General features: G+C 73.9%; 24 protein-coding genes. 13 read left to right on the top strand and 11 right to left on the bottom strand.

Annotated elements, in window-relative coordinates; all coding sequences use genetic code 11:
• Positions 1–14: 14 nt before the first annotated feature.
• Together AB0J53_RS40110 and AB0J53_RS40105 are read right to left on the bottom strand one after the other, a co-directional pair.
• Positions 15–2,984, bottom strand: coding sequence for a DUF4153 domain-containing protein (locus tag AB0J53_RS40110; protein WP_364182286.1), 2,970 nt, complete (start codon positions 2,982–2,984; stop codon positions 15–17).
• Positions 2,981–3,667 carry a response regulator transcription factor gene (locus tag AB0J53_RS40105; protein WP_364182283.1) on the bottom strand — a complete coding sequence of 229 codons (687 nt, stop codon included), beginning with the start codon at positions 3,665–3,667 and terminating at the stop codon, positions 2,981–2,983. Before AB0J53_RS40105 ends, AB0J53_RS40110 begins: the two co-directional genes overlap by 4 nt.
• 73 nt (positions 3,668–3,740) lie before the next feature.
• Here AB0J53_RS40105 and AB0J53_RS40100 point away from each other — a divergent pair, with 73 nt between their 5' ends.
• From AB0J53_RS40100 to AB0J53_RS40090, 3 genes are all read left to right on the top strand, one after another.
• On the top strand, positions 3,741–4,580 hold the full coding sequence (locus tag AB0J53_RS40100) for an arylamine N-acetyltransferase (protein WP_364182280.1): 840 nt from the start codon (positions 3,741–3,743) through the stop codon (positions 4,578–4,580).
• Positions 4,581–4,635: 55 nt separating this feature from the next.
• A complete protein-coding gene (locus AB0J53_RS40095) occupies positions 4,636–6,135 on the top strand; it encodes a protein kinase (RefSeq protein WP_364182277.1) in 1,500 nt (499 codons plus the stop codon).
• A 105-nt stretch (positions 6,136–6,240) separates the two neighbouring features.
• The gene (locus AB0J53_RS40090; RefSeq protein WP_219511221.1) at positions 6,241–6,435 is read left to right on the top strand and encodes a hypothetical protein; all 195 of its coding nucleotides are present in this window, start codon (positions 6,241–6,243) and stop codon (positions 6,433–6,435) included.
• Positions 6,436–6,460: 25 nt separating this feature from the next.
• Here AB0J53_RS40090 and AB0J53_RS40085 read toward each other — a convergent pair whose 3' ends face one another.
• A complete protein-coding gene (locus AB0J53_RS40085) occupies positions 6,461–6,778 on the bottom strand; it encodes a DUF3817 domain-containing protein (protein WP_364182275.1) in 318 nt (105 codons plus the stop codon).
• Between the two features lie 2 nt (positions 6,779–6,780).
• Entirely contained in the window at positions 6,781–7,566 is a 786-nt protein-coding gene (locus AB0J53_RS40080) for an SURF1 family protein (protein WP_364182272.1), read from the bottom strand.
• Between the two features lie 103 nt (positions 7,567–7,669).
• Between AB0J53_RS40080 and AB0J53_RS40075 the strand changes: the two genes are divergently transcribed.
• Positions 7,670–7,840, top strand: a complete 171-nt coding sequence (locus AB0J53_RS40075; protein WP_219511226.1) for a hypothetical protein — start codon at positions 7,670–7,672, stop codon at positions 7,838–7,840.
• Between the two features lie 69 nt (positions 7,841–7,909).
• Here the strand turns inward: AB0J53_RS40075 and AB0J53_RS40070 are convergent, their stop codons facing one another.
• A complete protein-coding gene (locus AB0J53_RS40070) occupies positions 7,910–9,652 on the bottom strand; it encodes a gamma-glutamyltransferase family protein (RefSeq protein WP_364182270.1) in 1,743 nt (580 codons plus the stop codon).
• Between the two features lie 94 nt (positions 9,653–9,746).
• Between AB0J53_RS40070 and AB0J53_RS40065 the strand changes: the two genes are divergently transcribed.
• Both AB0J53_RS40065 and AB0J53_RS40060 read left to right on the top strand, forming a co-directional pair.
• Entirely contained in the window at positions 9,747–10,856 is a 1,110-nt protein-coding gene (locus tag AB0J53_RS40065) for a sensor histidine kinase (RefSeq protein ID WP_364182268.1), read from the top strand.
• Positions 10,856–11,503: a response regulator transcription factor gene (locus AB0J53_RS40060; RefSeq protein ID WP_364182265.1), complete on the top strand. Its 648-nt coding sequence runs from the start codon at positions 10,856–10,858 to the stop codon at positions 11,501–11,503. Before AB0J53_RS40065 ends, AB0J53_RS40060 begins: the two co-directional genes overlap by 1 nt.
• Here the strand turns inward: AB0J53_RS40060 and AB0J53_RS40055 are convergent.
• Positions 11,484–12,707 carry an FAD-dependent monooxygenase gene (locus AB0J53_RS40055; RefSeq protein ID WP_364182262.1) on the bottom strand — a complete coding sequence of 408 codons (1,224 nt, stop codon included), beginning with the start codon at positions 12,705–12,707 and terminating at the stop codon, positions 11,484–11,486. The genes AB0J53_RS40060 and AB0J53_RS40055 overlap by 20 nt on opposite strands.
• Before the next feature lie 57 nt (positions 12,708–12,764).
• Here AB0J53_RS40055 and AB0J53_RS40050 point away from each other — a divergent pair, with 57 nt between their 5' ends.
• From AB0J53_RS40050 to AB0J53_RS40025, 6 genes are all read left to right on the top strand, one after another.
• Complete coding sequence (locus tag AB0J53_RS40050; RefSeq protein WP_197094079.1) at positions 12,765–12,962, top strand: hypothetical protein; 198 nt, start codon at positions 12,765–12,767, stop codon at positions 12,960–12,962.
• 8 nt (positions 12,963–12,970) lie between these two features.
• Complete coding sequence (locus tag AB0J53_RS40045; RefSeq protein WP_364182259.1) at positions 12,971–13,438, top strand: Clp protease N-terminal domain-containing protein; 468 nt, start codon at positions 12,971–12,973, stop codon at positions 13,436–13,438.
• 116 nt (positions 13,439–13,554) lie between these two features.
• A complete protein-coding gene (locus AB0J53_RS40040) occupies positions 13,555–13,800 on the top strand; it encodes an SHOCT domain-containing protein (RefSeq protein WP_219511249.1) in 246 nt (81 codons plus the stop codon).
• 93 nt (positions 13,801–13,893) lie between these two features.
• Positions 13,894–14,094 (top strand): hypothetical protein, encoded by a 201-nt coding sequence (locus tag AB0J53_RS40035; RefSeq protein WP_219511251.1) that lies wholly within the window; start codon positions 13,894–13,896, stop codon positions 14,092–14,094.
• Entirely contained in the window at positions 14,064–14,969 is a 906-nt protein-coding gene (locus AB0J53_RS40030; RefSeq protein ID WP_364182427.1) for a sulfite exporter TauE/SafE family protein, read from the top strand. Before AB0J53_RS40035 ends, AB0J53_RS40030 begins: the two co-directional genes overlap by 31 nt.
• 54 nt (positions 14,970–15,023) lie before the next feature.
• A complete protein-coding gene (locus AB0J53_RS40025) occupies positions 15,024–16,451 on the top strand; it encodes a sel1 repeat family protein (protein WP_364182255.1) in 1,428 nt (475 codons plus the stop codon).
• A 27-nt stretch (positions 16,452–16,478) separates the two neighbouring features.
• Here AB0J53_RS40025 and ald read toward each other — a convergent pair whose 3' ends face one another.
• A complete protein-coding gene (gene ald, locus AB0J53_RS40020) occupies positions 16,479–17,594 on the bottom strand; it encodes an alanine dehydrogenase (protein WP_357583938.1) in 1,116 nt (371 codons plus the stop codon).
• Positions 17,595–17,656: 62 nt separating this feature from the next.
• Positions 17,657–19,039, bottom strand: a complete 1,383-nt coding sequence (locus AB0J53_RS40015) for an aspartate aminotransferase family protein (RefSeq protein WP_219511257.1) — start codon at positions 19,037–19,039, stop codon at positions 17,657–17,659.
• A 232-nt stretch (positions 19,040–19,271) separates the two neighbouring features.
• Between AB0J53_RS40015 and AB0J53_RS40010 the strand changes: the two genes are divergently transcribed.
• The gene (locus AB0J53_RS40010) at positions 19,272–20,627 is read left to right on the top strand and encodes a M20/M25/M40 family metallo-hydrolase (protein WP_219511258.1); all 1,356 of its coding nucleotides are present in this window, start codon (positions 19,272–19,274) and stop codon (positions 20,625–20,627) included.
• Positions 20,628–20,694: 67 nt separating this feature from the next.
• Here AB0J53_RS40010 and AB0J53_RS40005 read toward each other — a convergent pair whose 3' ends face one another.
• From AB0J53_RS40005 to AB0J53_RS39995, 3 genes are all read right to left on the bottom strand, one after another.
• Positions 20,695–21,603: an HD domain-containing protein gene (locus AB0J53_RS40005; RefSeq protein ID WP_364182251.1), complete on the bottom strand. Its 909-nt coding sequence runs from the start codon at positions 21,601–21,603 to the stop codon at positions 20,695–20,697.
• Position 21,604: 1 nt separating this feature from the next.
• On the bottom strand, positions 21,605–21,892 hold the full coding sequence (locus AB0J53_RS40000) for a helix-turn-helix transcriptional regulator (RefSeq protein WP_364182248.1): 288 nt from the start codon (positions 21,890–21,892) through the stop codon (positions 21,605–21,607).
• A gap of 96 nt (positions 21,893–21,988) precedes the next feature.
• Complete coding sequence (locus AB0J53_RS39995) at positions 21,989–22,483, bottom strand: pyridoxamine 5'-phosphate oxidase family protein (protein ID WP_364182246.1); 495 nt, start codon at positions 22,481–22,483, stop codon at positions 21,989–21,991.
• Positions 22,484–22,520 lie beyond the last annotated feature (37 nt).

The following is a 22,520-nucleotide window of genomic DNA, read 5'->3' as shown; positions in this document are numbered from 1 at the left end:
CCAAGATTCAACCATCAGGAACCGCGGCCGGACACGGCCTGACAGGACGACTGCGCGATCACCGGGCGTTCCGCCAGCAGGGCGCGGGCCCGTGACCTGTCCAGGTTCCAGCCGTTCCACGAATCCGGCTCGTCCAGGCCGTTGGCCCTGACCACGTCGGCGAGCACGCAACTGCGCTGCGGCTCCGGCAGCCGGTCCAGCGCCGGGACCGCCTCCGCGCCCAGATCGCCCAGGTAGTCGGCGTCGAGGTTCTGCACGCCGCGCAGCGTGGCCTGCGACTCGGCGACCCGCAGGTCCGGGTTCACCATCCCGAAGACGCCCAGCCCGACCGCGGTCACCAGCACGATCGTGCGCGGCAGCCAGCCCGTGCCGCGCCCCGCCAGCCGGACCGCCCCGGCCAGCAGCACCAGCGCGAACACCGCGCCCAGCCACCACACCGTCGCCTCCACCGACAGCCGCAGCCGCGACAGCCCGTACGCGTCCGTGTAGAGCTCCATCCGGTGCAGCGCCGAGACCAGGATCACCAGCGTCAGCCCGCACAGCAGGCCGAGCGGCGCCGACAGCAGCCACCGTTCGCCCCGCTCGGCCCGGACCGTCCCCACCGCGAACGCCACGATGCCCAGCACCGCCACGCTGGCCACGACGAGCTGGAAGAAGCCCTGCCTGGCGTACTCGGCATAGGTGAGCCCGGCCGTCTCCAGCACCCACGCGTCGCCGCCGAACAGCGCCGTGATCTGGACCGCGACGAACGCCGCGAACAGCAGGTTCACCGCCGTCAGCGGCACCAGCCAGACGGCCTTGCTGACCCGCACCCGCACCTCAGGGGCGATCGGGTCCACCACCGGCCGCAGCGCCACCAGCACCACCGCCGCCAGCAGCACCGCGAACACTCCGGCCAGGAAGATCCGCACCGGCAGCGACTCCGCCCACTCCGGCGCCGCCGTCAACCGGTCCACGTAACCGGCGAACACCGGGTCCGCCGAGGCGAACAGCACCCCGAACACCAGCAGCAGCACCGCCGTGATGCCCAGCCCCGCCAGCGTCGGCAGCACCCGCCGCCGCGCCGCCAGCCCCTTCAGCGGCCTGGCCACGAACCACGGCAGCGGCCCCAGCGCCAGCAGCACCGACGCGCCGCCCCTGATCACGCCCAGCCAGCCCAGCCCGGCCCCCGACACCGCCAGCGCCACCAGCCCCGCGCCCGCCACCAGCAGGAGACCCACCAGCCAGTCGGCGTCCCGCACGGCCGCCATCGCGATCAGCCAGTACGCCGCCAGCCCGAACGCGACCGTCCACGGCGTCATCCGCCGCATCACCGCGGGCAGCGCCGCCGCCCCGATCATCACCGCGACCAGCACGATCCCCAGCCCGACGTGCGCGTCGGGCAGCGCCACCGCCGCGAACACCCCCGCCCCCGCCGCCGCCGGCAGCAGCCAGCGCGGCGTCTCCGGCACCTCCGGCCTCGGGAACACGGGCGGCGGCACGTACGCGGGCGGCCCGCCGCCGTGCTGCGGCTGCGCACCCCGCTCGCCCTGGTACGGGACGGCCGTGGCGCGTGCCCTGTCCGCGGCGCGGCGGGCCGAGGCCGCGCCCATCGACGCGCCCGCCGCCCCGAGCACCAGCGTCGTCCCCGCCACCCACACCAGCAGCCCGGCGCCGTCACCGAACACCATGGACGCGAACACGGCGAGGAACAGCCCCCCGACGAACCCCGCCATCACCCCGAGGACGAGCCCCACCAGGACCCGCGCCAGCCCCTCCGCCGCCCCGATCCCCTTCGCCGCGACGGGCCTCTCCGGCATGCGTACGGGCTCCTTCGGGGTGGGGGCGACCGGCGGGCCCTCGGCGGGCGCCGCAGGGGCGGCCTGAGGGGCTCCGGCTGCCGCGTCGCCGGTCACCGCCGCCCCGACGAGCGCGGCGGGGACGGCGACGGGGGGACCCTCGCCGGCCTCCCTCGCGGTCACGGGGGCGGCGTCCGAAGGACGGTCGGCGGGCATGGTGATCCTCCCGGGCAGTTCGACGACCATGCGGCACCCCGCGCAGTCGTCGATGCGGATGGAGCCGCCGTGCAGTTCGACGATCTCCTTGACGATGGCCAGCCCCAGCCCCGCGCCGCCCGCGTCGGCGGTGCGGCCGGCGTCGAGACGGGAGAAGCGCTCGAACACCCGCCCCCGGGCGTCCGGTGGGATGCCCGGCCCCTGGTCGGCGACCGAGAGCGTCACCCCGGCCGCCGACGCCGAGGCGGTCACGGTGACCGACCCGCCGGAGGGGCTGTGGCGTACGGCGTTGTCGAGCAGGTTGGCCAGGACCTGCGCCAGCAGGTCGGGGTCGGCGCTGACCGCCAGCCCGGCGGGGACCGCGGCGCGCAGCCGGACGTCCTCGCGCGCCAGCGACGCCTCCAGCACCGCCTGCTCGGCGAGCGGCGCGAGCTCGACGACCTCCGGCTCGATGAGCCGTGAGCCCGAGTCGAACCGCGACAGGTCCAGGAGCTGCGCCACCAGCCGCCCGAGCCGCTCGGTCTGGGCGAGCGCGGTGCGCATGGTGACGGGGTCGGGCGTGGAGACGCCGTCGACGACGTTCTCCAGGACGGCACGCAGGCCGGTGATGGGGGTGCGCAGCTCGTGGCTGACGTTGGCGACGAGCTCGCGGCGCTGCCTGTCGACCTCGCCCAGGTCGTCGGCCATCGCGTTGAACGCCCTGGCCAGCTCGCCCACCTCGTCGCGGGAGGTGGCCCGCACGCGCAGCGTGTAGCGGCCCTGGGCGATCGTCTGGGCCGCCCTGGCCATCTCGCGCAACGGCTTGGTCATGCCCATCGCCAGGAGCTGCACCATGATCAGGGCAAGCACCACGGCGACCGCGATCCGGACGTCCCTGGAGAAACCGGCGTTGATGCCGACCTCGTTCACCACGAACGCCGTGCCGACGGCCAGCACGATGACAATGCCGAGCTTCACCTTGATCCGGCCGAGGAAGTCCAGCGGCCTCATCGGCGCACCAGCGCGTAGCCGACGCCGTGGACGGTGCGCACCACGTCCGGGCCGAGCTTGCGGCGCAGCGCCCGTACGTGACTGTCGACGGTCCTGGTGGCGGCAGCCTCGGAGAACCCCCACACGTCCGACAGCAGCCGCTCCCGCTCGAACACCTGGCCAGGCCGCTCCGCCAGCCGGCGCAGCAGGTCGAACTCGGTCCGCGTGAGCTGCGCCTCCGTACCGCTCACGAACACCCGCCGCGCCGCCGTGTCGATCTCCACCTCGCCGACCCGGACCACGGCGTCCTCGGTCGTGGCGAGCTGCCCGGCGCGCTCCACCCGCCGCAGCAGCGCGTGGATGCGGGCGACCAGCTCCCGCATGCTGAACGGCTTGGCCAGGTAGTCGTCCGCGCCGACGCCGAGCCCCACGAGCACGTCGGTCTCCTCGCCCAGCGCGGTCAGCATGAGCACCGGCACCGGGCGGGCCGCCTGCATCCGGCGGCACACCTCCAGCCCGTCGAGCCCCGGCAGCAGCCGGTCCAGGATGACCAGCTCCGGCTCCGCCCTGCCGTACTCGGCCAGCGCGGCGTGCCCGTCGGCGGCGACCCGCACGTCGAACCCCTCGGCGGCGAGCCGGTCGCGCACGGCGCGGGCGATGGTGGCGTCGTCCTCGACGACGAGGATGCGTCGCTGCTCTGTCACGCCGGAAAGCCTAGAAGGGGGCTGTGCAGAGGGCACTCCCCAATTCGTGCACATCCGGTGCAGACTTGGGCAGGTGAACGTGCCCGCGTACCTGAACCGCCTCCGCCAGCCCGCCGCCCCACCCTCCGCCGACGCCCTGCGCGCGCTGCACGCCGCCCACGTCGAACGGGTCGCGTACGAGGCTCTGGAGGTCTGGCTGGGCCGGCCGACCACGATCGACCCGGACGAGTCGGCGGCGCGGATCGCGGCCGGGCGCGGCGGCTACTGCTACCACCTCAACGGCGCGTTCGCGGCGCTGCTCACGGCGCTCGGCTACGACGTCACCCGCCACGTGGGCGGCGTCCAGAACCGGGGCGGCGAGGCCGGCATCACCGCCAACCACCTCGTCCTCACCGTGCGCGGCCTCCCCGCGCCGGACAACCCCGGCGGCGCGTGGCTGGTCGACGCCGGGCTCGGCGACGGCCTGCACGAGCCGCTCCCGCTGGTCGCGGGCACGTACCGGCAAGGACCCTTCACGTACGGGCTGCGTCCGTCGCAGGTCGCGCCCGGCGGGTGGCGGTTCGACCATGACCCGGCCGGTTCGTTCATCGGCATGGACTTCGGCCTCGCCCCGGCGGAGATGAGCGCCTTCGAGGCGATGCACCGGCATCTGACCACCTCGCCCGACTCCGGGTTCGTGCGGACGGCCGTCGTGCAGCGGCGCGACGCGCTCGGCGTCGACACGCTGCGCGGGCTGGTGCTGTCGCGCACCGGCGGCAAGGTGCTCACCGTGACCCTCGACTCGGCCCGCGACTACTACGCCGCCCTGGCCGACATCTTCGAGCTGCCCCTCGACGACGTGAGCGCGGCCGAGAAGGACAAGCTCTGGATCAAGGTGCACGCGGCGCACGAGGCGTGGCTGACGAGCACCTGACCGGGTACACCATCCCCTGCAACGGCCCCCCGGTCCCGGAGGCGAGAAGCCGGCCATGACACAGACCAGGAAGCTCGGCGGGCGCTACCGGCTGCTGAACCCCCTCGGCGGCGGAACGCTGCTGCTGGCGTTCGACGAGCACGAGCACCGCGACGTCGTCGTGCGGATGCTGCGCGTCCCCGCCGAGTCCCGCGAACTCGCCGTGATCGAGGCGCGGCGGGCCGCCGGGTTCGCCCACCCCTCGGCGGTGCCACTGCTCGACGTGCTGGTCGACTCCGGCGAGGCGTGGCTGGTCATGGAGTTCGTCTCCGGGGCGTCGCTGGAGCAGAGCGTACGGGCGCGGCGGCCGCTGGCCGTCCAGCAGGCGGCGCGCATCGGGGTGTGCGTGCTGTCGGCGCTGGAGGCGGCGCACGCGGCCGGGATCGTGCACGGGCGGGTCAACCCGGCCAACGTGCTGCTGACCGGGACCGGGCGGGCGCTGCTCACCGGGTTCGGGATGCCCGCGCCCGGCATGCGGGAGTCGGCCGACCTGTGGTCACTCGCCGCCACCCTGCACTTCGCCGTCGAAGGCCGCCCGCCCGGGCAGGCCCCCGCCACCGGCGCCGACCCGCTGCGGACGCTCATCCGGGCCATGCTGCGGCCCGCCGGGACACCGCCCACGCCGCTCGTCGCCGCCACGCTCGCCCGGCTGGCCGTCGACACCCCGCTCGACCACGTCCTCGCCGCCCGGGGGCCGCTGCCGCCCGGCGAGGTCGCCGCCATCGGGCTCGCCGTCCTCGACCAGCTCACCGCCCTGCACACCGGCGGCGCCTGCCACGGGGCCGTCCACCCGGGCGCCATCCTCCTCGACGCGGCCGGCCGGGCGACGCTCATGCCCAGCCTCGCCCCCGCCCGCCACGCGCTCCCCCCGGGCCCGGCCCTCGGCCGCCACGCCCTTCCGCCCCCCGCCCCGCCGTCCGGCCCCACCACCCCGCCCCCCGGCGCCGCACCCCCCGACTGGCCCCAACCCGCCCCGCCGGACGGGCGCACGCCCCTCCAGAGCCCTTCGCCCTCCCCCCAAGAAGGCGCACCCCCGTACGGCAGCGGGGCCGTCCCCAACGGGCGGGACGCCGCGCAGGGAACTCCCCGGGAAGGCGCACCCCCGTACGGCGGGGTGGCCGCACCGCCGGGAGCCGCCCCGCCCGGGTGGGCCGGCAGCCGCGCCCCCGGGGAAGCCGCGCCCCAGGCGCCCCCGGCCTCCCCCCGGGAAGGCGCGCCCGCGGGGCGGGGTGACGGGCACACCCCAACCCAGGGGGCGCCCCCGTACGGCGGGTTTCAGGGCAGTGTGTACGCGCCGCCGGAGGGGGTGGTGAGTGCCGCGGGGGACCTGTGGTCGCTCGGGGCGGTGCTGTTCGCGGCCGTGGAGGGGCGTCCGCCGGTGCCGGGGGCGGCGCTGGCCAGGGCGGGGGTGATGGCGCCTGTCCTGGTGGGTTTGCTGTCCGGGGACCCGGCCCGGCGCCCGGCGCACGGGGTGCTGCGGCGGGAGTTGCTGGCCGCGCTGGCGCACGCCGGTTGAGATAGGTCGCGAATTGGAACCACGCCGGTGGCTCCAATCGTTGGACGGGCGACGCACAATGTGGGAGAGGCGGGGCGTGGGCCCCGCGTTCGGAGGAAGCTGAGGATGTCGCCAATCACGAAGTACGCCATCGGCGCAGGCGCCGCCGTCTTGCTCTCGCTGTGGTTCTTCGGCCCCGGGTTCATCACCCTGCTCGTCATCCTCGGCGTGGTCGCGGCCCCGGTGGTCGGCTACATGATGCTGGACCCGTCGCAGCGTGAGCGGTTGAAGCGGGCGCGCAGGCGCGGCATCGGCCGTTGACGGAGCGCGGCGGGCGGCGGGGGCGTCAGGCCTCCGCCGTCTGCCCGTCCACCTGCCCGGCGACGCGCACGGTGACGCGGCGCTCGACGTAGAACGACAGGAACGGCACGGTGCCGCCGAGCATCACGCCCAGCATGTACGGCCAGGACCAGCGGGCTTTCATGCCCAGGTTCATCACGGCGACGAGGTAGAGCATGTAGAGGCCGCCGTGGATGGGCGCGATGATCTTCGACAGCCCGTCGACGCCGAAGCCGTAGCGCATCACCATGGCGACGCAGAGGATCAGGAGCATGACGCCGACAATGTAGGCGAGCACCCGGAAGGGCTTGAGAGCCGATTCCACCGTTAACCTTCCAGAACCATCTCGGGGGACCCGGCTGCCCGGTCCCGGTCACTCCGTACGGCGTCGCGTACGAAGTGGAACCACATGAACACGGCGAATCCGGCGAAGATCCACCAGTTGGCGGCGTAAGCCAGGTTACGCCACGTGAGCGTGCCTCCGACCACGGGCGGTGACACCTCGACGGGGGTGAGGGCGGCGCCGGCGGCGGGCTGGGCGACGACGAAGCCGTTGCGCACCTTCTGCCCGCTCCACAGGTTGATCAGCTCACCGGTCGACACGGTCTGTACCTGGCCCGCGGGCACGCCTTCGGGGCGGCGCTGGACGCTGTCGGTGCCCTGCGGGGGGCGCAGCCTGCCTTCGACGGTGGCGCGTCCGGCGGGCACGGCGGTGCCGGGGTCGCCGGCCTGGGCGACCCAGCCCCGGACGACGGGCATGAGGGTGCCGTCGTCGAGCCGGAGCGGTGTGAGGACCCAGTAGCCCTCGCCGCGTGAGACGTTGCCGCCGGGCGCGTCGACGTGCGGCGGCCGGTCGGCGACGAGGAGCTGCCGGTCGGCGTCGTAGACGCCTTCGGCGGTGACCCTGCGCCCGACCGCTGCGGTGAGCATGTGGCCGCCGACGTCGGAGAGCGTGGTGACGCTCACCGGCGCGGGGTCGGTGCTGGCCTGTGGCTTGCCCGAGTCCTGGAACACGCCGAGTTGCCAGCGCCCGAGCAGGATGAACGCGGTGACGACCGCGATCGTGAGCAGGTGCAACCCCATGACGCGCAGCGAGAACAGGGTCTTGAGCATGGTTCCAAGCTATCCGCCCGGGGGGCCGGTCTCGTAACCAACCCACCCGTGGATCACGCGAAAAGGCGCAAAAGCGGCAGGCGATCCCGCTAGGCTGCTGCGCATGTCTGACCAGCATATCGACCCTGCGGGCAACACTCAGCAGTTCCGCGCGTTCGCGCAGCGGTCCGAGCAGGAGTCCAAGACGGTGAAGAAGTCGCCGGTCCTGCCGATCGTCGCCGTCGTCGTGGTGGTCGCCGCCATCGGCGTCGCCGCGTTCCTGCTCCTGCGCTAGCGCCCCGGGGCCGGACCCTCCCCGCCACGCGCCGTGGCGGGTTCTCGTCGTGCCCCGGGGCCGCGCCGCTCAGCGGTGCGAGCCGGCCACCATCGCGCTGCCGCCGCCGCGCCTGACCGGCTCGGCGACCGCCTGGATCCGGCCTCGGCCGAGGAACTCCAGCGCCGTGGCCGCCCCGATCTCCGGGTTCAGCACCAGGTCGTGCCCTCTCGCCTCCAGTTCGGTCTCGTACGCGTCGAGGAACGCCTGCTCGGCCTGCGTCTGGGCGGTGTTGCGCTGGGTGGCGCGCGGCGCGGCGAGCGCTTCCGGCAGCCGCATGCCGAACTCGTACCGGTTGACCAGGATCTGCAGCACGGTCGTGATGATCGTGGAGCCGCCGGGCGAGCCGAGCGCCATCACGGGCCTGCCGTCGTCGAACACGAGGGTGGGCGCCATCGACGAGCGGGGCCGCTTGCCGGGGGCGGGCAGGTTCGGGTCGCCGGGGGCGGGGCCGAAGGTGAAGTCGGTCAGCTCGTTGTTGAGCAGGAAGCCCCGGCCGGGGACGACGATGCCGTTGCCGCCCGTGGACTCGATGGTGAGGTTGTAGGCGACGACGTTGCCCCACCGGTCGGCGACGACGAGGTGGGTGGTCTCGGGGCCTTCGGCGGCGGTGGGGGTGGCCGGTGCGGTGTCCGAAGGCGGGGCGCAGGGCCCGTAGTCGCCGTCGGGGGCGCCGGGCCGGGCCGGGTGCGCGATGGCGCGCTCGCCGATCAGGCAGGCGCGTTCCTTGGCGAAGCCGTCCGACAGGAGCTCGCGCAGCGGGACGCCGGGGATGTCGCCGACGTAGGCGTTGCGGTCGGCGAAGGCGAGCCGGGACGCCTCCAGATATTCGTGCACGCCGACGCGGGGCAGCGCGTCGAGGATGTTGAGCGCCTCCCCCACGGTCGAGCCGCCGGACGACGGGGGCGCCATGCCGTAGACGGTCAGGCCACGGTAGCCGACGCGCGTGGGCTCCCGCAGGAGGGCCCGGTAGGCGCGCAGGTCGCCGAGCTCCATCAGGCCGGGCCGGACGTTGCGCGTCGAGCCAGGGGTCACGGGGGGCCGTTTGACCGTTTCCACGATCTCGCTGCCGAGCCGCCCGCCGTACAGCCAGCCGGGGCCGCGCCGGGCCAGCTCGCGGTAGGTGGCGGCGAGGTCGGGGTTGCGGAAGACGGAGCCGACCGCCGGGGGCGCGCCGCCGGGCAGGTAGAGGGCGGCGGTGGAGGTGAAGTCCTTGAACCGGGCGGCGTTCTGGGCGGTCTGGTCGTGGAAGGTCTGGTCGACGACGAAGCCCTTGGACGCGACCTCGATCGCGGGCTGGAGCGCCTGGCGCAGCGAGAGCGTGCCGAACCGGCGCAGGGCGAGGTCCCACTGGGCGACGGCGCCGGGGACGCCCGCCGACAGGCCGCTGGTGACGGCCTCCTCGAACGGGATGCCTTCGAGGCTGGTCGAGGTCATGGCGCGCGGGGCGGTCTCGCGGCCGTCGATGGTGTGGACCTGGCGTTTCCTGGCGTCGTAGTAGACCATGAAGCCGCCGCCGGCCAGCCCGGCGGAGTAGGGCTCGGTGACGCCGAGCACGGCGCCGGCGGCGACGGCGGCGTCCATGGCGTTGCCGCCGCGCCTGAGCACGGCGACGGCCGCCCGGCTGGCGTCGAGGTCGACGGTGGCGACGGCGCCGCCGTGGCCTTCGGCGACGGGGACCTTCTGCGGGGGCGGGTGGTGCGCGGCCACGGCCGGGGCGGCGGGGGCCAGTGAGACGAGGACTGCTGCTGCGGGAACGATCACTCGGCGCATGGTGTCCACGATGACCCAGCTACGCCTGTCGTGGTAGGGCCCCCTGCCACAACCGGAGGATGCGATGGTCATGCGCGGGGCCTAGCGTGGGGGTGTGGGCAAGAAGACCGGGTTCGATCCCTACCTAGCTTTGATCATGGCGGTCGCCCAGGTCGTGCTGTCCCAGGGGGCGGCCTGGGGGCAGCGGGAGTTCAGGCGGCCGCTCGACGCGGTGGCGTACGTGCTGCTGCTGATCGGCCCGGCGGCGATCGTGTTCCGCCGCAAGTTCCCGGTCGCCTCGTCGGTCGTGGCGCTGCTGGCCACGTACGCCTACACCTGGCTCGACTACCCGCTCGGGCCCGTCTACTTCGCCCCGGCGATCCTGCTGTTCTGCCTGATCACCCAGGGGCGGCGGCTGGCCGGCTGGATCATGGCGGGGGTCACGCTCGCGGTCTTCGTCGCGTACGGCTACATCGGCAGCGAGCTGTCGCTCGGGCTCTTCCACGACCTGGCCGTCACCGCGTTCATCCTGCTCATCATGGTCGTCGCGGAGCTCACCCGGATCTGGCGCGAGCGCCGCGCCCAGCAGCAGCGGGCCGCCGAGGAGGAGACCAGGCGCCAGGCCAGCGAGGAGCGGCTGACGATGGCGCAGGAGCTGCACGACGTGCTGGCGCACAACATCTCGCTCATCCACGTGCAGGCGTCGACCGCGCTGCACCTGATCGACGACCAGCCCGAGCAGGCCCGCACCGCGCTGACCACGATCAAGGCCGCCTCCAAGGAGGTGCTGGGCGAGATGCGCTCGGTGCTGAACGTGCTGCGCGAGGGCGCCCCGCGCGCCCCCACGGCGGGGCTCGACCGGCTGGACGACCTGGCCGAGCGCAGCGGCCTGGACGTGACGATCAAGCGGGTGGGCTCGCGCCCGCTGCCGCTGCCGGTCGAGCGGGCCGCGTACCGGATCGTCCAGGAGTCGCTGACCAACGCCGCCCGCCACGCGCCCGGCTCGCGGGTGACGGTGCGGCTGGAGTACGGCGCGGACGAGCTGGCCGTCCGGGTGACCGACTCCGGCGCGACGGCGCCGGGCGCGCTGTCCGAGGAGGGCAGCGGCAACGGCATCCCCGGCATGCGTGAGCGGGCCTCGGCCCTGGGCGGCACGCTGGTGGCCGGCCCGTCGGGCGACGGCTTCCAGGTCTCGGCCCGGCTGCCCCTACCCCAGGAGGATTGATGATCAAGCTGTTGCTGGCCGACGACCAGGCGCTCGTGCGGGCCGGGTTCAAGGCGCTGCTCGACGCCCAGCCGGACATGTCGGTGGTGGCCGAGGCGGCCGACGGGGCCGAGGCGGTCCGCCTGGCCGCCGAGCACCACCCCGACGTGGTGCTGATGGACATCCGGATGCCGGGCACCGACGGCCTCACCGCGACCCGGCAGATGCCGGAGGGGCCGCGCATCGTCATCCTGACGACGTTCGAGCTGGACGAGTACGTGTTCGAGGCGCTGCGCGGCGGCGCGAGCGGCTTCCTGGTCAAGGACACCGAGCCGGCCGAGCTGATCCAGGCCGTGCGGGTGGTGGCGGCCGGGGAGGCGCTGCTGTCGCCCAGCGTGACCCGCCGCCTGATCGCCGAGTACGCCTCCCGCGCCAAGGAGCCGCTGGCCGCCGGGGGCCTGGACCAGCTCACCGACCGCGAGCGGGAGGTGCTGACGCTGGTCGGCTCCGGCATGACGAACGACGAGATCGCCGCCCGGCTGTTCATGTCGCCGGCGACGGCCAAGACGCACGTGAGCCGGGCGATGATGAAGCTGCACGCCCGCGACCGGGCCCAGCTCGTCGTGATCGCCTACGAGTCCGGCCTGGTCAAGCCCGGCTGGCTCTGAGCGCCGGCCAGCGCCGCCGGCGGGCCGGCGCGCCCGGGGGCGCGTACGGGCCGGTCGAGCCGTGCAGCAGCGCGGCCAGGTGGCGGGCGGACTCCGGGTGGGCGAACACCTCGCCGAGCAGGTCGCGCAGGGCCGCGCCCTCCTCGCCGGACAGCCGTTCCAGCGCCCGCTGGGCGCGGGTGTGCGCGAGCGTCCGCTCGGCCTGCGGGCGGCGCTCGGCCTCGTACGCGTCGAGCACCCGGGCGGGGGCGCCGGCCAGGTGGGCGGCGAGCTTGGCGGCGAGCTCGGCGGCGTCGACGAGGCCGACGTTCAGCGCCGACCCGCCCGCCGGGAACAGGTGGGCGGCGTCGCCCGCGAGGAACACCCGCCCGGCCCGGTAGCGCTCGGCGAGCCGGGCCTGGGCGACGGTGGCGGTCAGCCAGATCGGCTCGCCCAACGGCAGGTCGCGGCCGGTGACCCGGCGCAGGGCGGCCCGCAGGTCGCCGACGGTGACGCCCCCGGCCTTCTCGCCCAGGCCGCCCTCCTCCCCCAGGCTGCCCTTCTCGCCCGGGCCGCCCTCCTCCCCCAGGGTGCCCTTCTCGCGTACGGCGACGATGTGGACGCCGGGCCGCAGCGAGGTCAGCAGGACCCGGCCGCCGGGGAACTCGTTCCAGCCCCGCGCCAGCCCGCCGAGCTTCGGCCTGCCCCGGAAGTGGCCGAGCCGCAGCACCTCGTCGTCGGTGGTGCCGGGGAAGCCGATCCCCGCCTGCTCGCGGACCAGGCTGCGGCCGCCGTCGCAGCCGACGGCGAACCTGGCCCGCACCGGCCGCTCGCCCGCCACCTGCAGCGTCACGCCCTGCTCGTCCTGGGTGAGCGAGCGCACCTCCCGGCCGCGCCGGATCTCCGCCCCCAGCTCGGCGGCGCGCCCGGCCAGCAGCCTCTCCAGGCGCGGCTGCTGGATGACCACCGTCCGGAACGGCACGTCCAGCCGGGCCAGCGGCAGCGTCACCGGCCCGAACGGGAAGCGCGGCGGCCTGCGGGCTCCCTTCAGCAGTCCGCGCTGGTCGAGCAGGTCGACGGCCTGGCCGATGACGCCGTTGGCGCGCGGCAGCTCGCTCGGCTCCGGCCTCTTGTCCAGCACGAGCGGCCGCACTCCGGCCAGCGCCAGCTCGCCCGCCAGCATCAGCCCGACGGGCCCGGCTCCCACGATCACGACATCGTTCATGCCTGTCAGGCTAGATTGACAAATCTCCGGCTGTCAATCTAGCCTGACAACGTGGACATGGGAGAACTGTCTGAACGCATCAAGTCCCACGACCCCGCCGTGGGCCTGCGCGCTGTCGGCGCACTCCACCGGCTCGCCGAGCAGGTCGAGGCCGTCTCGGTCGGGCTCGCCCGCGAGCAGGGCTGGACGTGGGAGCAGATCGGCGACGCCCTCGGGATGTCGCGCCAGTCGGTGCACGCCAAGTACGGAAAGTGAGGCCCGCCATGTTCGGCATGGACAAGAGCCCGTTCGGTCAGGCGATCAAGGCCGCCCAGGACGAGGCCCGGCAGCGCGGCGACCGCCGCCTGGGCACCGAGCACCTGCTGCTCGGCCTGCTCCGCGACCCGTCCGGCGCCCCGGCGCGGGCGCTCGGCGTCGACGCCGCGACGGCCCGGGGCGCGCTCGACACCCTCGACCGGGCCGCCCTGCGCGCGATCGGCATCGACGTCGGCGACGCCCCGGAGACCAGGCCGCGCAAGCACCCGCCGCTCCCCGGCACCGCACTGTCCTCCAGCGCCCGCGCCGCCATCGTCCAGGCGGCCAAGGCCACCACCAGGAAGAACCGCGACCAGGAAGGTCCGGGCCGGCTCCTGCTGGCCCTGCTCGACCAGCGCCACCCCGACCCGGTGGCCGAGCTCATCGACGCCCTCGGCGTCGACCGCGCCGCCGCCCGCGCCCGCCTCTCCCCCTGAGGCGTACGGCCGCTGGGCAGCGCGTACTCCCCCGGGCGGACCCCGGGACACGCCCGCCGTCCGATTCGCCGCGACCCTCCGGCGGCGACCCTGGAGGTACGCCGAAGGAGGAGAACATGAACACGTTCGCGCACGCGGGCTTCTGGCCCGTCATCCCGATGATCTGGGGCCTGTTCTGGATCGCCGTCGTCGCGCTCGCCGCCTGGACCTGGCGCCGGGGCGTCTGGGGCCGGCGGGGACGCCCCGCGGAGACCAGGCCCACCGCGCCCGCCGAGCAGATCCTCGCCGAGAGGTACGCCCGCGGCGAGATGAGTGACGACGAATACCTCGAAAGGATGTCCGTGCTCAGAGGCGGGGCCTGATAAACGGTACGCAGGGTGAAACAACTGTCACTGGCCGCATTCGGCACGCAGGGTTACTTTCCCTACAGGACCTCTTCCAGAAGTGGGGATGAGATGCGGTCAATCGCCAGGTTCTGCGGCCAGTGCAGCTGCGGCTGCCCGGAGCTGTTCGTCGACCCGACGGCGCCTGAGGATCGCCAGGTGGTCATCACGGACGACTTCGGCCAGCGGGTCGAGATGAGCCACGACCAGTTCGCCTCGATCGTGGAGGCGGCCAAGGCCGGATCGCTGGACGAGCTGGCGCTGGTCCACTGAGCACCACGGCACAGGCGCTCACGCTGCTCGGCAGCGGCCTGGCCGCCGGGCTGCTGGCGGGCACCGCCTCGTGCACCGCCGTGCACGGCGGCCTGATGGTCGGGCTGGCCGAGGGGCGCGGCCGGGCGGTGGCCTGGTTCCTGGCCGGCCGGCTCGCCTCCTACTCGGCGGCCGGCGCGCTGCTCGGGCTGATCGGCGCGGCCGTCAAGCCGCCGCCCGCCGCCCGGGCGGTCCTGCTGGTCGCCGCGGGCGTACTGGTGATCGTCTTCGCCGTGCGGGCGCTGCGCCGCACCGGCTGCGCGCCGGGCGGGCGGGAGCTGCCCCCGATGGCCGCGCCGCTGCTCGGGGCCGCCACGATCCTGGTGCCGTGCGGGGTGACGATCGGCATGGAGCTGGTCGCCGTCTCCAGCGGCTCGCCGCTGCCGGGCGCGGCGGTGATGGCCGGGTTCGTGCTCGGCAGCTCGCCCGCGCTGGCGCTCCTGGGTTACGTGCTGCGGCGCGTGTCCCGTACCCGGCTGTCCAAGGTGACGGCGGTGCTGGCGGTCGCGGCGGGGCTGTGGACGATCGGGGCCGGCGTCAACCTGGGCGGCTGGCTGCCCGCGGGCGCGAGCGCCGGGCCGGACCGGCCGCTGAGCAGGACCGTCACCATCTACGCCACCCACGACGGCTACCGGCCCGCGGCCGTGGAGGCGCCGGCCGGGGTGCCCGTCGAGGTGGTGTTCAAGCTGGTCGACCGGGGATGCGCGCAGACCGTCGCGTTCGCCGGGCGCGACCTGGCCGTGCCGGCGACGGTGAAGCTGCCGCCGCAGCCGCCGGGAGAGCTGCGTTACGCCTGCGGGATGGGCATGTTCACAGGCTTCATCAAGTTCTCCTGACAGGCTCGGCGATTACCGTTCGCGATCGGGCGATCACGTGCCACCCTGTGGGCCATGGCGTGGAGGCAAGGTGACGTGGCGCTGCCGGCCGTGCCGGCGCCACGGGTGGGGGACGAGGCCGAGCTGCTGATGGCGGCGCAGGCAGGCGACGCGCAGGCCGCGCACCGGCTGGGCAGGCTCTACGCGCAGCGCGGCGACCGCCTGTCGGCCCGGCAGTGGTGGGAGCGCGCCGCCGCGGGCGGCAACATCGACAGCGCCTACAACCTCGGCATCTGGCACGAGAAGCACGGCAGCCTCGACGAGGCCGTCACCTGGTACGAGCTGGCCGCCGGCACCGGCGACGCGGAGGCCGCCGTCAACCTGGCCACGCTGCTGCTGGAGCAGCGCGGCGACTACGCGATGGCGCGGAGCTGGTACGAGAACGCCGCGCGGGCCGGGTCGCGGGCCGCGGCGCGCCGGCTGGCGCTGATGTGCGAGGACGCGGGCGAGATCCAGGCGGCGCGGGAGTGGCACCGGCACGCCGCCGCCGCCGGTGACGCGCCCTCCGCGCACGACGCCGGGTTCCTCGCCTACTCGGGCGGCGACGAGGAGGAGACCGTGCGCTGGTGGGAGACCGCCTCCCGGGCTGGGCACGCCGAGTCGGCCTACTGCCTGGGCCTGTTCCTCCAGGCCAGCCGCGACCCCGAGGGCGCGGAGGGCTACTACCGGCTGGCCGCCAAGAGCGAGCACCCGGGCGCCGCCTCGCAGCTCGGCGCCATCGCGCTGTCGCGCCGCGACCTGCGCACCGCGCGCGGCTGGTACGAGCAGGCCGCCGGGGCGGGGCGGCTGGAGGACCAGCGGATGGCCGGGTTCGTCTGCGTGGAGCTGAACGACGCGCAGGGCGCCAGCCACTGGTTCGGCAGGGGCGCGGCGGGCGGCGACGCCGAGTCGGCGTTCAACTTCGCGCTGCTGCTCATCGCCGAGTTCGGCGACCTGGGCGGCGGCCAGCACTGGTTCCGCCAGGCGGCGCTGGCCGGGCACCACCGGGCGGCCGTGGAGCTGGGCGGCCTGCTGACGGCGGCGGGCAAGACGGCCGAGGCCGAGGAGTGGCTGGCCGACCCGCCGCCGCCCGTCTGGGACCGGCCCGCCGAGCCGGAGCTGGTGGCCCGCGCCGAGCTGGCCGCCGCCGCCACCGGCCGCCGGGGCGGCCACGGGCTGTCGGTGACGGAGCTGACGGAGATCCTCGGCACCTGGGACCTGATGACCAGGCCGCTGCTCGACCACGCCGACGTGATCGGCTGGCTGGTGAGCCGCAGCGGGCTGCACGCCAGCGCGGTCGAGCACCTGGCCTCGGTGCGCGGCACGCTGCTGCGGCCCGGCAGCGGGCCGTGGCCGAGCCCGGGCGAGATCGAGCACGTGCTGGCCACGGCTCGCGAGCTGCGCCGCCGCCTCGGGACGGCCGGCGCCGCCCGCGACGGAGGCGGCTCGCCGCGCCGCCGGTGAACACCGCCGACCGGCCCCGCGGCTGGGTCAGGCGGCCAGCACCTCGGCCACCGGCGTGTACGGAAGCTGGAGCGCCTGGGCGACCGGCTCGTTGGTGAGCGTGCCGGCGTGCGTGTTGAGGCCGCCCGCCAGGGTCGCGTCCGCGGCGAGCGCCTCCTGCCAGCCCAGGTCCGCCAGCTTGACCGCGTACGGGAGGGTGGCGTTGGTCAGCGCGTTCGTGGAGGTGTTGGGCACCGAGCCCGGCATGTTGCCCACACAGTAGAAGACCGAGCCGTGCACCGTGTAGGTGGGGTTGGCGTGGGTGGTCGGCCGGGAGTCCTCGAAGCAGCCGCCCTGGTCGATCGCGATGTCGACGAGCACCGAGCCGGGCTTCATCCGCGAGACCAGCTCGTTGCTGACCAGCGTGGGAGCCTTCGCGCCGGGGATGAGGACCGCGCCGATCACCAGGTCGGCCCGCAGCACCTCCTGCTCGATCGCGTACGCCGTCGACACCAGCGTGCGCAGCCGGCCCTGGTAGACGGCGTCGATGAAGCGCAGCCGGTCGACGTTCGTGTCGAGGACGGTGACCTCGGCGCCCATGCCGACGGCGATCTGGGCCGCGTTCAGCCCCGAGACGCCGCCGCCGATCACCACGACCTTGGCCGGGGCCACGCCGGGCACGCCGCCCGGCAGCACGCCGCGCCCGCCGTTGGAGCGCATCAGGTTGTACGCGCCGACCTGCGGCGCCAGCCGGCCCGCGACCTCCGACATGGGGGCGAGCAGCGGCAGCGCCCGGCCCTCCTGGACCGTCTCGTACGCGATCGCGGTGGTGCGCGCCGCCAGCAGCGCGTCGGTGCACGGCCGCGACGCCGCCAGATGGAGGTAGGTGAACAGCACCTGTCCCTCGCGCAGGCGGTGGTACTCCTCCGCGATCGGTTCCTTGACCTTGAGGACGAGGTCGGCCTCTTCCCAGACCGCGTCGGCGCCCTCGCGGATCTTCGCGCCCGCCGACAGGTACTCCTCGTCCGTGATGTGCGAGCCGAGCCCCGCGCCGCGCTGGACCGTCACGCTGTGGCCGTGGTTGACCAGCTCGTGGACGCCAGCAGGGGTGACCGCGACGCGGTATTCGTGGTTCTTGACCTCGGTCGGCACGCCGATCTTCATGGGCGATGCTCCTTTCGGGAACAAAAAATCCGGTACGGCGAGCCGTACCGGATGGGGGGTTTCTACAATCGCGCCCACGCTTCCGTGAGCACCGAGCGGAGTATCGACCCGATCTCGTCGAACTCCTTCGGTCCTGCGATCAGCGGGGGCGCGAGCTGGATGACCGGGTCGCCGCGATCGTCGGCCCGGCAGTAGAGGCCGGCGTCGTACAGCGCGTGCGACAGGTAGCCGCGCAGCAGCCGCTCCGACTCGTCGGCGTCGAACGTCTCCTTGGTGGCCTTGTCCTTGACCAGCTCGATGCCCCAGAAGTAGCCGGAGCCGCGCACGTCGCCGACGATCGGCAGGTCCTTCAGGCCGTCGAGCGTGGCCTGGAACACGGGCTCGTTCCTGGTGACGTGGCCGAGCAGGTCCTCGCGCTCGAAGATGTCCAGGTTGGCCAGCGCGACGGCCGCGGAGACGGGGTGGCCGCCGAAGGTGTAGCCGTGGGCGAACATCTGGTCGCCGTTCTTGAACGGCTCGAACAGCCGCTCGTGCGCGATCATGGCGCCGATCGGCGAGTAGCCGCTGGTCATGCCCTTGGCGCAGGTGATGATGTCGGGCACGTAGTCGAACTTCTCGCCGCCGAACATGGTGCCGAGCCGGCCGAAGGCGCAGATGACCTCGTCGGAGACGAGCAGCACGTCGTACTCGTCGCAGATCTCGCGCAGCCGCTGGAAGTAGCCGGGAGGCGGCGGGAAGCAGCCGCCGGCGTTCTGCACGGGCTCGGCGAACACGGCGGCCACCGTGTCGGGGCCCTCCATCTCGATCGCCCTGGCCACCCGGTCGGCCGCCCAGATCCCGTACTGCTCGGGCGTCATGCCCGGCACGCCGGTGATCTCGTCGGCGCGGTAGTGGTTGGTGTTGGGCACCCGCACCGAGCCGGGCACCAGCGGCTCGAACATCTGCTTGAACGCCGGGATGCCGGTGATCGACAGCGCGCCCTGCGGAGTGCCGTGGTAGGCGATCTGGCGGCTGATGACCTTGTGCTTGAGCGGCTTGCCGACGAGCTTGTAATACTGCTTGGCCAGCTTCCACGCGGTCTCGACGGCCTCGCCGCCGCCTGTGGTGAAGAACACGCGGTTGAGGTCGCCCGGCGTCATCGCCGCCAGGCGCTGGGCCAGCTCGGCGGCCTTCGGGTGCGCGTAGGACCACAGGGGGAAGAACGCCAGCTCCTGGGCCTGCTTGGCGGCGGCCTCGGCCAGCTCGCCGCGCCCGTGGCCGACCTGGACCACGAAGAGTCCCGCCAGCCCGTCGAGGTAGCGTTTGCCGTTGATGTCGTAGATGTAGGAGCCCTCACCGCGGACGATGGTCGGGACCTCGGACTGCTGGTAGGCGCTGTGCCTCGTGAAGTGCAACCACAGGTTGTCCTGAGCGGCCTTCAGGACGTCGTTTTCCGGCTGCGTCATAGCTATCTTCCCTTGTGTCTGACCTCCCCACAGTCTGCATCTTCACCTGCGCTTTGCCAAGCGAATGCGTCGCGACACTCTGCAAGAAAACCGAGATCCGCAGAACCGGTATGTAACAACTACGAAATCCGCAGGTAGATTAGCCGATGCAGCATCCGGTTTCACGCACAGTGAAGCCTTGTGTGATGCAATGAGACGTTAACTATCGAGAACGACCCCGGGGGACCCACCCGTGACTCCTGACCAGATCGAGAGCGCCGTCGCGGCAGCCATGCCCCAGTCCGTCGAGGAACTGAGGCGCCTGGCCGCCATCCCCTCCGTGGCCTTCCCGGGGCACCCCGAGGAGCCCGTGCTGGCGGCGGCAGCGGCGGTGGAGGAGCTGCTGCGCAGCACCGGCCTGGCCCGCGTGCAGCAGATCCCCGTCGAGGGCAGCTTCCCCGCCGTCTACGGCGAATCGCCGGCCCCGCCCGGCATGCCCACGGTCCTGCTGTACGCCCACTACGACGTGCAGCCCGCCGGCGACCCGGCCGCCTGGCGCACCCCGCCCTTCGAGCCCACCCTCATCGACGGGCAGCTCTTCGGCCGCGGCGTGGCAGACGACAAGTCCGGCATCATCTCCCACGTCACCGCCCTGCGCGCCTTCCAGGGCCGCTTCCCCGTCGGCATCAAGGTCATCATCGAGGGCCAGGAGGAGTACGCCGGCGAGCGGCTGGAGGCGTTCGTCGAGCGCAACCCCGATCTCCTGCGCGCCGACGCCATCGTGGTCGCCGACACCGGCAACCCGCGCGTCGGCGACCCCGCGGTGACCACGTCGCTGCGCGGCATGGCGGCCTTCACGATGGAGGTGCGCACCCTGCGCGAGCCCGTGCACAGCGGCTCGTTCGGCGGCGCCGCCCCCGACGCGCTCGCCGCCCTGATGCGCATGGTGAGCGCGCTCCACGACGAGAACGGCGACATCCGCGTGCCCGGCCTGCCGCGCGGCAGCTTCCTCGGCCAGGGCCCCTCCGAGGAGGAGTTCCGCAAGACGGCCGGCGTCGTCGACGGCGTCTCGCTGGTCGGCTCCGGCTCGCTCGCCGACCGCCTCTGGGCCTCCTACGCGATCACCGTGACCGGCCTCGACGTGCCCAGCGTCTCGGGCGCGGTCAACGCCGTCCAGCCGGTCGCGCGGGCCCGCGTCACCGTCCGCGTCCCCCCGGCGGGCGACCCCAAGACCACGGTCAACGCGGTCGTGGAGTTCCTGCGCCAGGTGGCGCCGTGGGGCGTCAAGGTGTCGTTCGGCGACTTCACCGTGGGCTCCGGCTTCCAGGCCGACTCCGGCGGCAAGGCCCGCTCGGCGCTCAACCGCGCCATGGAGCGCGCCTTCGGCCGCCCGCCACGCGACGTCGGCGCCGGCGGCTCCATCCCGCTGGTCAACACGCTGCTCAAGCAGTTCCCGGCGGCGGAGATCCTGCTGTTCGGCGCCGAGGACGAGGACGCGGCCATCCACGCGCCCAACGAGCGGCTCGACCTGGAGGAGCTGCGCCGGGTGGCCACCACCGAGGCGCTGTTCCTGCGCGAGCTCAGCCTCCCCTCGGCGCTCGGCGTCTAGGGAAGTCCAAGGGCTCAAGGGCGGCGAAGCGCGGCAGCGCCTTCGCCGCCCTTTCGCGTGATCAGCCCTAATCCAGGCCCAGCCAGTCCCGGACTCGGGCGATCAGCGCGGCGCAGGCGGGCGGGACAGTGAGGACGAAGGCCAGCGCCTCGGCGGGACTCGACACGACCAGCTCGCAGGCGAGCCAGCCCAGCACAGGCGCGAAGACGGCCCATGGACGCAGGCGGGTGGCGAACGCGACGGCGAGCAGCCGCCGGACCAGACGGCGGGCCGCAACCCGCCACAGGACGACCGCCAGAGCGGGGACGCCGCGCAGCAGTTCGAGGATGTGAGTGCGGTGCCCCTTCTCCACCCGGGCGAGCTCGCCCCTCCACTCCTGGAGATAGCGCCTGCGGGCCGCCCTCGGCAGGATGAGGGACGCCGCACGCACCGCGCCGAAGGTCCTGCCTGGTGAGAGCCGGGCATGAGCCAGCGACTCCAGCTCGGCGGCGACCGGCGCGAGGCCGAGCTGCCGTGCCATGGGCGCCGACGACTCCAGCACCCGCAGGGACGTGCGGCGCTGGTTGTGCGGCGGTACGTGCTCGATCGTCCGCATGTTGTCCAGGCGGTCGAAGACCTTGATCGTCTGGACGCGCCGGTCGGCGGGGACCGGGCCGCCCTGCTTCATCGCGCCGAGCTTCGTCACGAGCCCGGCGACCTCGGCGCCCACCTCGGCGCGGAGTTCGTCGAGGTCGAAACCCTGGGCGTCGGCAGCGCTGTGAAGGAAGGCGGCGGAGATGGTCACGCTGTCGGCCCCGGTGTTGGCGACCAGGGATGCGACCCTGACGAGGTGGGTGATGTAGGAGTCGCCGCTGTACAGGTAGCGGCCTTCGTGCAGCTCGGCGGCGCATTCGTAGGCGCGCTCGACCAGTCGCAGTTCGTCGGCCGTGAGGCGGGTGGCGAGGCTGCCGAGCAGGGGAGCGATCAGTGCGTCCACGTCAGGCTCCCTGCGCTCGCGGACGGAGGCGCAGGGCGGGCCGGACGGGCCGAGCTTCGCGGGCCCGCTCGGTGCCCTCGCGGGTGATGCGGTAGTACCTGCGGGGCGGGCGCCCGGGCTCGGGGTCTTCCCAGCGGCTCTCCAGCCAGCCGTACGCCTCCAGCGTGGCGAGGCGGGGATAGAGGGTGCCGTTGGACAGGCCGGTGGCGGCGCGCAACTCCAGCCCGTAGAACTCACGGGCGGGGTCGGTGAGGAAGATGGCGAGCACAGCCCGGGTGGAGCGGGTCATGCGCGGCTTATCCGACATATGTCGAGAGTGCGGCGCGCGGCCCGGTACCCGCCACTTGCGCGGGGGTTAGTCCGCCGTCACCGGGCCGGTCGTGGGTCAGGGGCGCCAGCGGGTCTGGGCGTAGTCGCCCTTGCGGAAGCCGAGCACCTTGTCCGGGGCGACCTCGAAGACCAGCGCCCGGCCGCCCTCCTCGCTGTGGAAGGCGCCGTCGCGCACCTCGAAGCGCCACTCCTCGCCGTACTTGGCCACGTAGTCGGCGGCGAGCGCGTGGAGCAGGCCCGGGTCGGACACCTGGGCGGCGACGCCCTCGACGACCAGGTCGAGGCCCTCGCGCAGGGCGCTGGCGCCGGTCGTGAGCGCGCACCGCTGGTTGGTCTCCAGGTTGCGGGCCTTCTGCTCACCGGGGCCGGTGCAGAAGTAGAGCGCGCGTTCGTGCCAGACGGCGATCAGCGGCGTGACGTGCGGGCGGCCGTCCGCCCGCACGGTCGACAGCCAGTACGTCTGCGCGCGGGCCAGCTCGTCGCGGGCCTGCTCCCACGGCGTGGCGGTGGCGCCCGGCGCGCTGAAGCGCTCGTCGAGATGGGTTTCCATGGCGGGGTCCTTCCCGTGTCGGTTCGGGGGATGGACT

It is taken from the genome of Nonomuraea sp. NPDC049725, assembly GCF_040674795.1.
GTDB classification, from domain to species: Bacteria; Actinomycetota; Actinomycetes; order Streptosporangiales; family Streptosporangiaceae; genus Nonomuraea; species Nonomuraea ceibae.
This window is presented reverse-complemented; position numbering and strand designations above follow the sequence as displayed.